Consider the following 13,967-nt stretch of genomic DNA (forward strand, 5'->3'; position numbering starts at 1 on the left):
GCGGGGTTGTCGGGAACGTCCAGAGCGGTCGGGCGGGGTCGCGGTTACGGCTGCTGGAAGCCCGCACCCCGGAGGATCTTCTGCGCCTCGGGCGTGGAGAGCCAGGCGACGAACGCGGCGGCCGCCTCGCTGTGCTCCGACGTCTTCAGTGTGGCGGCCGGGTAGGAGGCGATGGCGTTCTCCGCGTCCGGGATCCCGATCGCGTCGACCTTGTCGGTGGCGGTCGCGGCGTCGGTCCTGTAGACGAGCCCGGCGTCCGCCTCGCCCAGCTCGACCTTGCTGAGGACCGCGCGGACGTTGGGCTCCTGGGAGACCGGCTCCACCTCGATCTGCTGCGCGTCGAGGATCTGCCGGCTGTAGCGGCCCACCGGTACCTCGGGGGCGGCCACGACGACCTTCAGCTTCGGGTCGGCGAGGTCCCCCAGGTTCTCGACCTTCTCCGGGTTGCCCTCGCCGACGGCGATGACCAGACGGTTCCTGGCGATGACGGTGGGTTTGCCGGTCTCGCCGGAGAGGCCGTCCATCGTCTTGGTGTCGGCGGTGACCAGGGCGTCGGCGGGGGCGCCCTGGTTGACCTGGGCGGCCAGTTCCTGGGAGCCCGCGAAGGAGAACGTCACCCTCGTGCCGGGGTTCGCCTTCTCGTACGCGGCCCCCGCCTCCTTGAAGGCGTCCGTGAGGGAGGACGCGGCCAGCACGGTCAGATCGGCCTGTGGGGCGCCCGACGCGGTACCCGAGCCGCCGGCCTTGTCCTTCGCACCGGAGTCGTCGTTGCCGCAGGCTGCGAGCGGGACGAGGAGCGCGGCGGACAGGACGGCGGCGGCCGTGCGGCGGCGGGCGGGCAGGAGAGTCATGAGGGTGAGGCTCCTTGGAGGCGTGGGCGTGAGGCGCGGGACGCGGGCGTACGCGCGGGTGCGGTACCGAAGGACGGGACGGGCAGCGGCGGTCGCGTGGTGGCGGACCGTCGTCGCTCTGTCCCGGGCCGAGCTCAGGTGCGGTCGATGTGCACGCTGGTCGACTTCACGCGGGCGGTCGCCTCCATGCCGACCTCCAGGCCCAGCTCCTCCACCGCTTCCCGGGTCAGGAGCGAGACGAGCCGGTGCGGTCCGGCCTGGATCTCGACCTGGGCCGCGACGTCGCCGAGTTTCACCGCGGTGACGATGCCCGGGAACGCGTTGCGGGCCGAGGTGTAGGGGACCTCCTCCTCGCCGCCCGCGCTCCGGGCGACCTCGATCGAGAAGGCGGCCAGCGCGCGGCCGTCGATGAGACGGCGGCCGGCCTCGTCGCGATGGGTCGTGACCCGGCCGGCGTCCGCCCAGCGGCGGGCGGTGTCGGGGCTGACCCCGAGAAGTCGTGCTGCCTGGCCGATTGTGTAGGACTGCATGTGCGACAGGCTAGGCCCACTGGGGTGGCAGGTGCGAACCTCTGGATGATGTTCCATCGCAGATGCGGGGGCGTCGGAGGAATCTACGGACGCCATGGAGCCCCGGAGTGACGCCCAGAAACCCCGGAGGGGTGCGCGGCGGACAGGCGAACGGGCCGCGCCGGTTTCCCGGCCGCGGCCCGTCGGCGGCTGACGGCCCGGATCGGTTCAGGTCACCGGAGTCATCCCCGGCATCTCGCCCTCGGTGGTGGTCACGTCGATCACGGAGAACGCGGCGCCCTGCGGGTCGGTGATCGCCGCGAACCGGCCGAACGGGCTGTCCATCGGCCCGAACTGCAGCACCGCGCCGCGCTCGGTCGCCTTGGCCACCGCCGCGTCGCAGTCCGGCACGGAGAAGTACACGTTCAGGAACGAGGGCAGATCGGGCGGGAAGTCCTTGCCCATCACCATCCGGCCGAGCACCGGCCGCCCCTGGACCTCGAAGACGGCGAAGTCCATCGTCGCCTCGTCCATCTTCTGTTCCGTGTACGGGAAGACCCCCGGGTAGAACGCGTCCACCGCCTTCGCGTCCCGCGTGAAGTCCTCACCCCAGCAGTACCCGCCGGGCGCACCCATCTCCGTCTCGAATCCTTCGTGGGTGTTCGCCTGCCAGATGCCGAACACGGCGCCGCCGGGATCCCGGGCCAGCGCCATCGTGCCGAACGTGCCGACCTCCATCGGCTCCACCAGCACCTCGCCGCCGTTCCCGCGGACCTTCGCGACGGTCGCCGCGGTGTCCTGCGAGGCGAGGTAGAGACACCAGGACGAGGGGTTTCCCTCCTCGCCCGGCATGGGCGGGGAGACGGCGGCGGCCGCCTTGCCGTCCGCGTAGGCCGTGGTGTAGTAGCCGAACTCCGCCTGGCTCTCGCCGAACGTCCAGCCGAGCACGTCCGCGTAGAAGCTCTTCGCGCCCTCGACATCGGCGAACATGGCGTCCGCCCAGCACGGGGTGCCCTCGGGTTGTACAGCCATGGCGCGCCGGTCCTTCCCTGAGTCCCCGAGTCCTGCCTTCGGCCCCCACCCGTCACGGCCAACGCTAGTCAGCCGGGGGCCGGTCCGCGCGTCGGGCGGGGGCCGGCCCCCGGCCGGGGGGCCTCAGGAGTGTGAGCGGTGCCCGGAGTGCTGCTCCCGGGGGGCGTATTCCGGGCAGTCGGGGTTCTCGCAGGGGCCCGCGCGCCATACCGGGACGAAGATTCCGAGGGACTTGTGGCGGTGGATCTCGGAGGGGACGGACTGTTTGCAGGCGGGGCACATGAAAGCGGCCCGCTGGTGGAGGTCACGCTTTTCGCTGTCCATTTACTCACGATAGGCCCGGCGGAGGATTTGGGAAAGTCTTTCCCTTTGCTTTGCCTCCGGCCTACGTGTTCGCATCGGTGTCGGAGGCGCCCGTACCGCTCTCGTTCTGCGGTGGGCGGCGCATGCTCAGGGTCACCGACACCGCCAGGATGACGATGATCACCGCGAGGCTCACCGGCGACGGGATCTCCGGGATCGAGGTGCTGATCATCTTGTGGGACGCCTGGAGGATGAGCTTGACCGCGATGAAGGCGAGGATGACCGCCAGGCCGTGGCTCAGGTAGTGGAACCGGTCCAGCAGCCCCGCCAGCAGGAAGTACAGGGCCCGCAGCCCCAGGATCGCGAAGGCGTTGCTGGTGTAGACGATGAACAGGTCGTCGCTGACCGCGAGCACCGCGGGCACGCTGTCGACCGCGAAGATGAGGTCGGCCGCCTCGATCGCGGCGACCACCGCGAGCAGCGGCGTGGCGACCCGGCGCCCCTCCTTGTGGACGACGAAGTGCGTGCCGGAATAGTCGTCCTGGACCGGCATGATCTTCCGCAGCAGCCGCACGGCGAAGCTCTTGCCCGGGTCGAAATTCTCCTCCTGGCCGCTGAGGATTTTGTAGCTGCTGTAGAAAAGGATCGCGGCGAAGAGGAACAGGACGAAGGTGAAGCGGTTGACCACTGCGACGCCGAGGGTCAGGAAAACCGCTCGGAACACCAGGGCGCCGATGACGCCGAAGAAGAGCACCCGGTGCTGATACTCCCGGGGCACCTTGAAATACGCGAAGATCAGCGCGAAGACGAAGAGGTTGTCGACCGACAGGCTCTTCTCCAGCAGCCACGCGGTCGTGTACTCCGTTCCGGCGGTCGTCCCGAGGGTCAGGAAGACGACCCCGCCGAAGACCAGCGCGAGACCCACCCACAGGGCGCTCCACAGCCCGGCCTCCTTGAAGCCGATGACATGCGCCTTGCGGTGCGCCAGGAGGTCGACGGTCAGGGAGACGACGACGGTCACGGCGAACACGATCCACAGCCACACCGGTACGTCCACGCCGGAGACCTCCCACTCGGTTTTTTACGAGTGTGACCCGCCCGTCCCGTTGCCGCCCGCCGGGGCACGCCGGGTGGCGGCCGCGACCGAGGCCATCAGCTCCGCGTCGAGGAACGAGGGGTCGGCCAGCCGGGTGGCGGCGGCGTAGGAGTTCAGCAGCGCCTTGGTGACCCGCAGCGCGGCCTCCGGGCGGCGGACCACCGGCTTCGCCCAGGCGGCGACCGCGTCGTCCAGCTCCGCCTCGGGCACCACCCGCTGGAGCACGGACAGCTCGCGGGCCTCGGCGGCGTCGAAGGCCCGGCCGGTCAGGATCAGCTCGCGGACCCGGGCGGCGCCCACCTCGTGGATCAGCCGGGGCAGCAGCCCGCCCCAGGCGGTCGGCAGCCCGAGCGCCAGCTCCGGCAGCCGGAAGGAGGCGTTCTCGGCGCCCACCCGCAGATCGCAGGCGAGGGCCAGCGCGAACCCCGCGCCGACCGCCTTGCCCTGCACCCGGGCGATGGTCACGGCCCGGCCGCCGGAGAGCGCCTCGCAGACCCGGCGGGCCTTCTCCCCGGCGACCCGGATGCCCCGGCCCGTCGGGTCCTCCTCCAGCCACTGCCCGAACTCGGTGCGGTCCCCGCCCAGGCAGAAGTCGTCCCCCGCCGCGCCGAGCACCAGCACCCGCACCTCCGGGTCCGGGACGGCGACGACGTCCAGCAGTTCGTCGAGCATCGCCTCGGTCACCGCGTTCCCGCTCGCGGGCGCGTTCAGCTCCACGTGCAGGACGGCGCCCTCGCGCCGGGTCCGTACGGTTCCGGCGCGGTCGTTCGAGGTGAGGAAGTCGGGCAGCGAGAGCTTCACAGCGCCACGCCCAGCGAGGTGATCCGGCGGAAGACCATCCGGGTGGCGTATTGCGGCGGTGCGACCGTCCGCAGGGTGGGGAAACGGTCCAGCATCCGCGCCAGCAGGGTCCGGGCCTCCAGCTTGGCCAGCGCGGCGCCCAGGCAGTAGTGCACCCCGCCGCCGAAGGTGAGGTGGCTGCCGCCGCGCAGGATGTCGAAGGCGGCCGGGTCCGGGTTCCGCCGCGGATCGTGGTTGGCCGCTCCGTACAGGACGTGGATCATGCTGTCCTTCTTGATGGGGACCCCGGCCAGGACGGTGTCCTCGGCGGCGATCCGGGTGTTGATGTGGATGGGCGGGTCGTAGCGCAGCACCTCGTCCACGGCCGCGTCGATGTGTTCCGGGTGCTCCCGCAACCAGGCCCACCGGGCGGGCTCGGTCAGCAGGTGCGTCATCGAGGTGAGCAGCGTCGCGGTGGTCTCCAGCGAGGCGATGGTGACGAACATGGTGAGCCGGTAGAGGATCTCGTCCGCCCGCTCCCGGTCCGGCTCCATCGCGTCCCAGGTGTGGATCCAGCCGGTGAGCACGTCGTGGCGGGGCTCGGCCCGGCGGCGGGCGATCAGCTCGGTGAAGTAGGCGCGCAGCGCCAGGGTCGCCTCGGCGGAGACGTCGAGCTGCGACCTGGTGGGCAGCAGCTCCTGGGCGAACACCTGGTTGTGGGTGATCTCCAGGATGTGCGGGTGGTCCTCGGGCGGTATCCCCAGCCAGGAGCCGACGGTGCTGATCGGCAGCTGCTCGCTGACCGTGGAGACGAAATCGGCCTCGCCCCAGCGGAGCTTCTCCGCCAGCTCGTCCAGCAGCCGGTCGGCGTCGCGCTCGACGTCGGGGGCGAGGCGTTCGATGGTGGAACGGTCGAAGAGGTTGCCGAGCGAACGGCGCTGGCAGGTGTGCTCGGGGGCGTTGAGCCGGGCGAGGGTGGTGGTCATCTCCCGGGTCGCGACCGCGTCCCACTGTCTGGAGTCGTCCTGTCTCTCCTGCCAGGCGAGGTCCGGGGCGAGCCAGTCACGGCCCCGGAGCACCTGGCTGCAGGTGTCGAATCCGGTGACGAAATAGCCGTTCCACGGAGCGCGGACGACGTCACCCATCGTCCGCAGCTCCGCGAGTATTCCGTACGGTTCGGCCTGGCCCTCGGGTGAATTGAGTCTGCGGAGCAGACCGATGACCGCGCGCCGGCCGTCCGGGGTCCTGCCTGTACCACCCGTGATGCTCACGCAGAGTTCCTTGACCTAGGCCCGTGGTTACCGACCTGAACCTACCCCTCCGGATATCTGCGGCAAGCATCGATATCTGTTGCCCCCGTCACATGCAATCGTCACAAATGCCCGTTCTCACGAGCGAATTGTCGGCCTGTGAGTCATACGCGGAACACGTCGAGGAACGAACTCCACCAGCCCTTCTGCTTCTTGGCCGGCGCCGATGCGTGACGGGGAGTCACCGGCGCGCCGGAGGGGGCGTTGCCGTACGGGTCGGGAAGCTGGGCCGAGGTCCGCGCCGGGGGCTGCACCCCGGCAGCCGCCCGCCGCGCGGCCGTCGGCGTGAACCGTACGGGCAGGGCGACCAGTGCCCGGTGGAACGGGCCCGGACGCCAGGCCACACCCGAGGCGGGCACGGCCAGCGAAAGGTCCGGGACGGTGTTGAGGATCTTCTCGATCGCGGTCAGCGCGATCAGCGTCGCGGGCGATTTGGCCGGGCAGACGTGCGGGCCGGCGCCCCAGGCCAGATGGGCACCCTTGCTGAGGGTCTGGCGGGCGTCGGTGAGCCCCGGGTCGCTGTTCGCGGCGGCGAAGCTGATCAGCACGGGCGTGTCCGCCTTCAGCACCACCCCGTCCAGCTCGATGTCCCGCACCGGGTAGTGCGTGGCGTAGTTGGCGATCGGCGGGTTGTTCCACAGGACGTCGTCCAGCGCGTCCTCGACGAGCATCCCCGAACCGCGCCGCTCGGGCGCGCCCGGCTGCTCTCCGGCGAGCATGAGCAACAGCGCGTTGCCGATCAGGTTGCGCTCCGGCTCCACCCCTGCGCCCATCAGCATCACCAGCTGGTCCTTCAGCTCCTCGTCCCGCAGTCCCGCCGGGTGCTGGACGAGCCAGGAGGTGATGTCGTCGCCGGGCTGGCGGCGCTTGATCGAGACCAGCTCCATCAGGCACTCGGTCAGCTCGGCGTTGGCGCGGAGCACGTCCTCGCCGTCGAAGATCGCCGACATCGAGCGGGTCAGCCGGTCGCCGATGTCGCCCGGGCAGCCGAAGAGCTGGTTGAACAGGAGCAGCGGCAGGAGCTTGGCGTACTCGTTGAGCAGGTCGGCGGTGCCGCGCTCGATGAACTGGTCGATCAGGTAGTCGGCGATCCGCTCGACGTCCCGGCTCAGCCGGCTGCTGTTGAGCCGGGCCAGCGACTCGGTGACCGCCTTGCGCAGCCGCAGGTGCTCCGCGCCGTCGGTGAACAGGCAGTTGGGCCGGTAGATCATCATCGGCAGCACGGGGCTGTCCATGGGGACGGCGCCCTCGCGGAGCGCGGCCCAGCGCCGCGAGTCCCGGGCGAACAGCGCCGGGTTCTGCAGCACCCGCAGCGCCGCCTCGTGCTGCACGATCAGTGTGGCGTCCACCCCGGGGGCCAGCTCGATGGGGGCGGCGGGGCCGTGCGTCCGTGCCGCGTCGTAGAAGCGGTGCGGATCGGCGGCGAACTCCGGTCCGTACAGCGACGTCTGCTGCTGGTGCATGGGGCACCCGGCGGGGGCGTTGTACGGGGTGGCTCCCGGCTGCGGATCCATGTCGGCTTCCTCGGTGTGATCGCGGGGCCGTCGGGGGCCCCGGCTTCGTATACGTCTACGTCGTGGTGTGCGCGTCGGGCCGTGTGCGCGTCAGGTCGCGTGCGTCAGGTCGCGTGCGTCAGGTCGCGTGCGTCAGGAGGTGGCGGACCAGGGTGATCAGGGCGTGCCCGGAGGACTTCTGGTCGCGGGCGTCGCAGAAGACGACCGGGGTGTCCGGCAGCAGATCGAGCGCCTCGCGCAGTTCGTTCTCGGCGTGCTGCGAGTACGGGTCGAAGCTGTTGACGGCGACCGCGTACTCCAGCCCGTACGTCTCGATGAGGTCGATGACCGGAAACGTGTCGGCGAGCCGCGCGGGGTCGACCAGGAGCAGCGCGCCCAGCGAACCGCGCGCCATGTCCTCCCACAGCTCCACGAACCGCTGCTGCCCCGGCGTACCGAACAGGTAGAGCACCAGCTCGTCGCTGAGGGTGAGCCGGCCGAAGTCCAGGGCGACCGTCGTCGTCTTCTTGTCGGGCGCCCCGCGCAGGTCGTCGACCTGCGCGGCGGCCTGGGTCATCCGCTCCTCGGTGCGCAGCGGCGTGATCTCGGACAGGGTTCCGATCAGCGTCGTCTTGCCCACCGCGAAGTGCCCGACGACGAGGATCTTCGCCGCGCGCTGGACGGCTTCCGGCACATAGATGCTCTCAGCCGAACCGGACTTGGAGTCCATGCAACACCTCTTCGAGGATCTTCCTGTCAACGAGCTGGGCCGGCGGCGGCGCCTTCCGGCGCAGCAGGTGTCCCTGCTGGTGTAAATCCTGGAGCAGCAGACGGGCCACCCCGACCGGCAGGCCGAGGTGGCCGGCGACCTCGGCCACCGAGAGGTAGCCGCCGGAGCACAGCTCCCAGATCGCCTTGACCTCGGGGCTCGGGTTCGGCGGCGGCTGGCGGTCGGGGGCGAGGGTGACCAGCGTGACGAGGGAGAGATCCTCCGCGTCGGGCAGCCCCCGCCCGCCGGTGATGACATAGGACCGGACGAACCCGCTGCTGACCTGCTGCTCCTCGCCCGGCGCCGTCATATCTCGCTGTCCGCGGTTCGGCGGGGCGGCGTGGTCATCGCCTTGCCCAGTGCGGTGACCTGCTGCTGCATCCGGAAGGACATCGCCTCCATGTCCACGTCGGCGGCGGCGGTGGCGGCGAGGTAGGCGCCGGTGCCGGCGGCGATCAGGAAGATCCAGCCGTCCTCGTACTCCAGGAGCGTCTGCCGCCACCTGCCGGGATCCCGGGTTCCGATGAAGGGGGCGACGGCCCGGCTGAGGGACTGCATGGAGCTCATGGCCGCGGCGACGGTCTCCGCGTCGTCCCGGCCGATCTCGCTGGAGTTGGCGAGCAGCAGGCCGTCGGCGGACACCAGGATCGCGTGCCGGGCGCCGGGTACCTGGAGCAGGTCGTTGAGTACCCAGGACAGATCGGGGTTCACTGGAACTCGGTTCCTTCCGTCGTCGTCGTGTCGCGTCCGGACCGGGTGCCCCGCTGGAAGGCGCCGAGTCGCGACGCGGTCTCCTCGTTGCTGCGGACGGGCGCCGGTTCGGTCGATGGCACCGCGGAGACCGGGCTCTTGCGACGACGCTTCGGCAGCCCACCGGCGGTGGTGGTGATCTGGGCGAGCGGCTGGGTGGCGGTGTCCGGCTGGGGGGCCGGCGGGAAGAGCGGGGTCGGCGCGGGGGCCGGGCTCGGGGCCTGCGCCTGGTGCTGGGGCTGGGCCTGGGACTGTGCCCGGGCCTGCCACTGGTCCGGCTGCCGCCCCTGCGGCGCCGGGGAGAGCGCCGCTTCGGGCGCCTCGGCCGGCGCGGCGGGCGGCGCCTCGGTGGTGAGCAGTTCGTCGGGGATGAGGACCACCGCGCGGACGCCTCCATAGGGGGAAACGGAGTCCACCGAGACCCGGAAGCCGTAGCGGGCGGCGAGCATCCCGGAGACGGCGAACCCGAACTGCGGCGGAATACCGAGGCTGGAGACGCTGATCGCGGCCTGGGGGGAGAGGAGGGCCGCCGCGCGGTCCTTCTCCTCCTGGCCCATACCGAGACCGGCGTCGTCGACGATGAGGCAGACGCCCGTCGGCACGGCCTGGATGTTGATCTCGACCGGGGTGCCGGGGGCGGAGTAGTTCGTGGCGTTGGCGAGGAGTTCGGCGAGGACCACGGCGACCGGTTCGACCGCGCGGCTGACGACGGAGAAGTTCACCTGGCCGTTGACCCGGACCCGGTCGAAGTGCCGGATACGGCCCTGGGCGCTGCGGGCCACGTCGAAGACGGAGGCCACGGTCTCGCGTCGGCCGAGCCAGCCGCCGCAGAGCACGGCGATGCCCTGGGCACGCCGGCCGAACTGGCTGTTGGCGTGGTCCATGGCCATCAGGTCGGCGAGGATCCCGGGGTCGTCCCCGTACTTGCGCTGGGCCTTTTCGATCACGACCTGCTGCTCGTCGGCGAGGCCCTGGAGGGTGCGGACGGCTGCCTTGAGGACGGCCTTGGTCTCCTCCTCGGCGTCCTTGCGGACCTCCGCGAGTTCGGCGGACTGACGCTGGAGCAGAGTGTTGTGGACGACGTGGAGTTCGTCCCGCTGGTGGAGGAGGGCGTCGCGCTCCTGGCGCAGCTCGGCGTGGTTCCTGCGGAGCTTGACGTTGATCGCGCGAGCGCGCAGAACGGCACCCACGGCGACCAGGGCTACGACAACCAGCGCCCAGACGAGTGGGCCCTGTGCAAATGTCATGAGACTCACTTCAAGTGCCATGGCGGAAACGGCTTGACACCCCGTCAGGCGGCACGCAGCCAGGGCTCTTTCGCCGCGACCGTGCGCCGCTTCGGGAGGTGCCCCTCCGAAGGTGGGGCCGAGGAATCCATTCCTCCCGGAATGCCCCCATACGCCATCAGCCCACTGGAAGTAAGATGATCTTATCATTGGCCGCCCGACGAAATGTCAAGGCCGCCACGCCCGTTGCCACTTGACGCAGAATGTTCACGTTGCGGAGATGTGGCGGAGGGACTCCCGGAGCCGCCGATACGCCTGGCGGGCACCGGAGTTCGCGGCGGTCCTAGCGTCCGTCGGATGCGGGTCGCCGGGTGTCGCGCCGCTCAGGCGGGCCCGGTCGACGCGCGGGCCTCCAGGGACCAGGTGTGGCGCCGGACGGTGTCGGGGGCGGCCCGGTCCGCGAGGATGTCGCAGAGCAGCTCGGCGCAGGCGCGGCCGTACGCGGCGGGGCGCAGGTCGACGGCGGTGACGGCTGGTTCGGCGGTGCGCGTGGCGGGGCCGTCGACGCAGGACGCGATGAGCAGGCCGGTGAGCGTTTCGCCGGTCCCGCCGGACCTGCCGCCGGCCGTCCCGGCCTTTCCGCCCGTTCCGCCGCTTCCCGTGGCTGCGCCGCCTCCGCCGGTGGTGCCCACCTCGCGGCCGAGGGCGGTCGCCGCGCGCAGGACGCCGGGGGCGGAGCCGTCGGGGGCGCAGATCACGGCGTCGACCGCGGCGTCGGCGGTGAGCAGGGCGCGGGTCGTCTCCTCGGCCTCCGCCGGGGTCGCAGCGAACGGTACGGTGCGCAGCGCCACCTCCACTCCGTGGGCCAGCCCCCAGGACCGGGCCGTGGCGCGCAGGGCGGTCGCCCAGGCGGAGGAGCCGGACGGCGCGAGGACGGCGGGGCGGCGGGCGCCGCGCTCGGTGACATGGTCGAGGAGGGCGGTCAGCGACGCGGCGTTGTCGCAGACCACCGCGGCGCTGGGGCCGGTGGCGGGCCCGAGGTAGCGCTCGCCGGTCACCACCGGGACGCCCGCCTCGAGCAGCCCGGGCACCGCGCTGTCGCCCGCCTCGGGGTCGATGACCAGCAGCCCGTCGACGCGCGAGGCGATCCGCCCGCCCGCCGCCCCCGACGGCGCGAGCAGCACCATGTCGAGCCCGTCCTCCTGGGCGCGCTCGACCGCCCCGAAGGCGAGGTTCATGTAGTAGTCCAGCCGGGTCGCGGTGGCCGGAAGATGCAGGCCGACAGCCCCGGTGCTGGCCCGCCGCAGCCGTCGGGCGGCGCTGTTGGGGCGGTAGCCGAGCTCCTCCGCCACCGCGCGGACCCGGTCCCGGGTGGCCTCGGCGACCCGTCCCGAGCCCTGGAGCGCGTCCGAGGCGGTGCTCTTGGAGACCCCGGCGGCACGGGCTACGTCGAGCAGGGTCACGGTCCGGGAGGTCACGGGGGTGAAGTCTAGACGCCGGCCGAGGAGCAGGCCGAAGGGTTGCCGGAACGTTCCGGCAGGACTAGATTCGACTCCGTTGCCGGAACGTTCCGGCACGCTTCCGCGCCCTCGTCCCCACGCCCCTGGAACTGGTCATGCGTCTGATCACCGCGTACAACCCGCCCGCCTCCCCGACCCGGACCCGGCCCGCCGAGCGCGCCCCTCTGCGCGTCGCGGCCGTCCAGCAGCGCTGGCACCGCGACCCGGCCGAGCACCGGGCCGCCCTGCGGGAGGGCATCCGGCTCGCCGCGGCGGAGGGCGCCCGGGTGGTCTGCCTCCAGGAGCTGACGCTCTCGCCGTACTTCGCGGTGGTCCGCCGCGCCGACCACCCCGAGCCGGCCGCGCCGGAGGAGCTGCTGACGGGCCCCACCTTCACGTTCGCGGCCGAGGCCGCCCGTGAGCACGGGGTGTACGTCCACGCCTCGCTGTACGAGAAGGCCCCGGCGCCCGGCGGCGAGGACGACGGCCTCGGCTACAACACCGCGATCCTGGTCGCCCCCGACGGCACCCTCGCCCAGCGCACCCGCAAGACCCACATCCCGGTGACCGAGGGCTACTACGAGGACGACTGGTTCCGGGCAGGCCCCGCGGGCGACGACGCCTTCCCGCTGGTCGAGGTCGACGAGGCCCGCTTCGGCCTGCCGACCTGCTGGGACCAGTGGTTCCCCGAACTGGCCCGCGCCTACTCGCTGGCCGGCGCCGACATCCTCGTCTACCCGACCGCCATCGGCTCCGAGCCCGGCTTCCCCGGCTTCGACTCCCAGCCGCTCTGGCAGAAGGTGATCACCGGCAACGCCATCGCCAACGCCACCTTCATGGTCGTCCCGAACCGCATCGGCGCCGAGAACGGCCTCACCTTCTACGGCAGCTCGTTCATCGTGGACCCGTACGGCCGCGTCCTGGCCCAGGCCCCCCGCGACGAGCCCGCCGTCCTCGTCGCCGACCTCGACCTGGACGCCCGGCGCGACTGGCTGGAGCTGTTCCCGTTCCTGACCACCCGCCGCCCGGACGCGTACGGCCCGCTCACCGGGACCCGCTGAACCGCCGGCCGGGCCGGAAATCCCGCGCGGCGGGCTGCGCGGAGGGCGCTGTGCGCGACGCCCGGGCGCTGCTGGGCCTGCCCGCGCCCCTGCCCTCCTGACAGCCGGCCCCGGAGCCGCGACACCCACGCACCGATACGTACCTGAAACAGAGCCGTGCGGCGTTCGAAGTACGCCCCTGACCGGCCGGAAGCGGCGTTCCCGGAGGCTGTCGACGTACCCGACCCCCCAGGTACGCGACCGTCAGGAGACCAGTGCCGTGCAGAGTCCACCACAGCCCGCAGCGCCTGCCACGGCCCCGGCACCCGATCCCGCTTCCCCGCCCGCCGGACGCGTCGGCCGCCGCCGTCCCGCCGCCGCCTCTTGGCTCGCCGCCGCAGCAGCCGTCGTCTGGGCGGCGGCGATGGCGCTGCACGCGTGGATCCCGAACACCGGCGTCAACGCGGGCAGCCTCTTCCAGACGCTGCTGCCGTGGACGGGTCTCGGCGTTCCGGTCCTGCTCGTGCTCGCCGCCGTACTCCGGTCCCGGCTCGCCGCCGTGGCGGTGCTCGCGCCCGCCGTCGTGTGGGTGACGCTCTTCGGCGGGGCCCTCACGGACAAACGCTCCGCCGGTGTCGGGGACGGCGGACTGACGGTGGTCAGCCACAACGTGGACGAGGGGAACACCGACCCGGCCGGCACCGCACGCGCGCTGGCCGGGGCGGGCGCCGACGTCCTGGCGCTGGAGGAACTGTCCGACGCGTCGGCCGCCGTCTACTCCCGTGAGCTGGCCGCCGCCTACCCGCACCACGCGGTGATCGGCGGGGTCGGCCTCTGGAGCAGGCACCCGCTGGCGGACGTGCAGGCGGTGCCGATCATGCCGTGGACCCGCGCGCTGCGCGCCACCGCCCGGACCCCGGACGGGCCCGTCGCCGTGTACGCGGTGCATCTGGCGTCGGTACGGGTCTCGGCGGCCGGTTTCACGACCGGCCGGCGCAATGACGCGGCCCGTGAGCTGGCCGCCGCACTCCGGGCGGAGCCCGCCCCACGGGTGGTGGTGCTGGGCGACTTCAACGGTACGTATCAGGACGACGCGCTGGCCCCGGTGACCGCGCGGCTGCGTTCCGCGCAACGGGAGGCGGGCGACGGCCTGGGGTTCACCTGGCCCGCCGCTTTCCCGATGGTCCGCATCGACGACGTGCTGGTACGGGGGATGACCCCGCGCGCCGCCTGGACCCTGCCCGCCACCGGCAGCGACCACCTCCCCGTCGCGGCCACGCTGAGCCGGTGACCGGGCCCTCCGCCCTCC

General features: G+C 72.1%; 15 protein-coding genes. 2 read left to right on the forward strand and 13 right to left on the reverse strand.

Annotated elements, in window-relative coordinates:
• Nucleotides 1-44: 44 nt before the first annotated feature.
• The 13 genes from modA to RNL97_RS17375 form a co-directional block, all read right to left on the reverse strand.
• Nucleotides 45-851 carry a molybdate ABC transporter substrate-binding protein gene (modA, locus tag RNL97_RS17315; protein WP_030578926.1) on the reverse strand — a complete coding sequence of 269 codons (807 nt, stop codon included), beginning with the start codon at nt 849-851 and terminating at the stop codon, nt 45-47.
• A gap of 134 nt (nt 852-985) precedes the next feature.
• On the reverse strand, nt 986-1,381 hold the full coding sequence (locus tag RNL97_RS17320; RefSeq protein WP_030578922.1) for a TOBE domain-containing protein: 396 nt from the start codon (nt 1,379-1,381) through the stop codon (nt 986-988).
• Nucleotides 1,382-1,588: 207 nt separating this feature from the next.
• Nucleotides 1,589-2,392, reverse strand: coding sequence for a VOC family protein (locus RNL97_RS17325; RefSeq protein ID WP_030578919.1), 804 nt, complete (start codon nt 2,390-2,392; stop codon nt 1,589-1,591).
• Nucleotides 2,393-2,515: 123 nt separating this feature from the next.
• Entirely contained in the window at nt 2,516-2,716 is a 201-nt protein-coding gene (locus RNL97_RS17330; RefSeq protein ID WP_078651964.1) for a hypothetical protein, read from the reverse strand.
• Nucleotides 2,717-2,777: 61 nt separating this feature from the next.
• Nucleotides 2,778-3,752, reverse strand: a complete 975-nt coding sequence (locus tag RNL97_RS17335; RefSeq protein WP_030578917.1) for a TerC family protein — start codon at nt 3,750-3,752, stop codon at nt 2,778-2,780.
• A gap of 24 nt (nt 3,753-3,776) precedes the next feature.
• On the reverse strand, nt 3,777-4,592 hold the full coding sequence (locus tag RNL97_RS17340) for an enoyl-CoA hydratase/isomerase family protein (RefSeq protein ID WP_030578914.1): 816 nt from the start codon (nt 4,590-4,592) through the stop codon (nt 3,777-3,779).
• Nucleotides 4,589-5,716: a cytochrome P450 gene (locus RNL97_RS17345; RefSeq protein WP_030578912.1), complete on the reverse strand. Its 1,128-nt coding sequence runs from the start codon at nt 5,714-5,716 to the stop codon at nt 4,589-4,591. The genes RNL97_RS17340 and RNL97_RS17345 overlap by 4 nt, the downstream gene beginning before the upstream one ends.
• Before the next feature lie 269 nt (nt 5,717-5,985).
• Entirely contained in the window at nt 5,986-7,395 is a 1,410-nt protein-coding gene (locus tag RNL97_RS17350) for a cytochrome P450 family protein (protein WP_030578910.1), read from the reverse strand.
• Nucleotides 7,396-7,513: 118 nt separating this feature from the next.
• Nucleotides 7,514-8,104: a GTP-binding protein gene (locus RNL97_RS17355; RefSeq protein WP_030578908.1), complete on the reverse strand. Its 591-nt coding sequence runs from the start codon at nt 8,102-8,104 to the stop codon at nt 7,514-7,516.
• Nucleotides 8,079-8,453, reverse strand: a complete 375-nt coding sequence (locus RNL97_RS17360; protein WP_030578906.1) for a DUF742 domain-containing protein — start codon at nt 8,451-8,453, stop codon at nt 8,079-8,081. Before RNL97_RS17360 ends, RNL97_RS17355 begins: the two co-directional genes overlap by 26 nt.
• Entirely contained in the window at nt 8,450-8,854 is a 405-nt protein-coding gene (locus RNL97_RS17365; protein WP_010063113.1) for a roadblock/LC7 domain-containing protein, read from the reverse strand. Before RNL97_RS17365 ends, RNL97_RS17360 begins: the two co-directional genes overlap by 4 nt.
• Nucleotides 8,851-10,140, reverse strand: coding sequence for an ATP-binding protein (locus tag RNL97_RS17370; protein ID WP_030578903.1), 1,290 nt, complete (start codon nt 10,138-10,140; stop codon nt 8,851-8,853). The genes RNL97_RS17365 and RNL97_RS17370 overlap by 4 nt, the downstream gene beginning before the upstream one ends.
• A gap of 362 nt (nt 10,141-10,502) precedes the next feature.
• Nucleotides 10,503-11,597, reverse strand: coding sequence for a LacI family DNA-binding transcriptional regulator (locus tag RNL97_RS17375; protein ID WP_313750920.1), 1,095 nt, complete (start codon nt 11,595-11,597; stop codon nt 10,503-10,505).
• Nucleotides 11,598-11,734: 137 nt separating this feature from the next.
• Between RNL97_RS17375 and RNL97_RS17380 the strand changes: the two genes are divergently transcribed.
• Both RNL97_RS17380 and RNL97_RS17385 read left to right on the forward strand, forming a co-directional pair.
• Nucleotides 11,735-12,679, forward strand: coding sequence for a carbon-nitrogen hydrolase (locus tag RNL97_RS17380; RefSeq protein ID WP_030578897.1), 945 nt, complete (start codon nt 11,735-11,737; stop codon nt 12,677-12,679).
• A gap of 259 nt (nt 12,680-12,938) precedes the next feature.
• Nucleotides 12,939-13,949, forward strand: coding sequence for an endonuclease/exonuclease/phosphatase family protein (locus RNL97_RS17385; RefSeq protein WP_234313359.1), 1,011 nt, complete (start codon nt 12,939-12,941; stop codon nt 13,947-13,949).
• The last annotated feature ends 18 nt before the right edge of the window (nt 13,950-13,967 follow it).

This window comes from Streptomyces parvus (assembly GCF_032121415.1).
GTDB lineage: Bacteria > Actinomycetota > Actinomycetes > Streptomycetales > Streptomycetaceae > Streptomyces > Streptomyces globisporus_A.

What these genes read in the sequence shown, in the direction of transcription:
- modA (WP_030578926.1), bottom strand. Translation starts at nt 851, where the DNA reads ATGACTCTCCTGCCCGCCCGCCGCCGCACGGCCGCCGCCGTCCTGTCC.
- RNL97_RS17320 (WP_030578922.1), bottom strand. Translation starts at nt 1,381, where the DNA reads ATGCAGTCCTACACAATCGGCCAGGCAGCACGACTTCTCGGGGTCAGC.
- RNL97_RS17325 (WP_030578919.1), bottom strand. Translation starts at nt 2,392, where the DNA reads ATGGCTGTACAACCCGAGGGCACCCCGTGCTGGGCGGACGCCATGTTC.
- RNL97_RS17330 (WP_078651964.1), bottom strand. Translation starts at nt 2,716, where the DNA reads ATGGACAGCGAAAAGCGTGACCTCCACCAGCGGGCCGCTTTCATGTGC.
- RNL97_RS17345 (WP_030578912.1), bottom strand. Translation starts at nt 5,716, where the DNA reads ATGGGTGACGTCGTCCGCGCTCCGTGGAACGGCTATTTCGTCACCGGA.
- RNL97_RS17350 (WP_030578910.1), bottom strand. Translation starts at nt 7,395, where the DNA reads ATGGATCCGCAGCCGGGAGCCACCCCGTACAACGCCCCCGCCGGGTGC.
- RNL97_RS17355 (WP_030578908.1), bottom strand. Translation starts at nt 8,104, where the DNA reads ATGGACTCCAAGTCCGGTTCGGCTGAGAGCATCTATGTGCCGGAAGCC.
- RNL97_RS17360 (WP_030578906.1), bottom strand. Translation starts at nt 8,453, where the DNA reads ATGACGGCGCCGGGCGAGGAGCAGCAGGTCAGCAGCGGGTTCGTCCGG.
- RNL97_RS17370 (WP_030578903.1), bottom strand. Translation starts at nt 10,140, where the DNA reads ATGACATTTGCACAGGGCCCACTCGTCTGGGCGCTGGTTGTCGTAGCC.
- RNL97_RS17380 (WP_030578897.1), top strand. Translation starts at nt 11,735, where the DNA reads ATGCGTCTGATCACCGCGTACAACCCGCCCGCCTCCCCGACCCGGACC.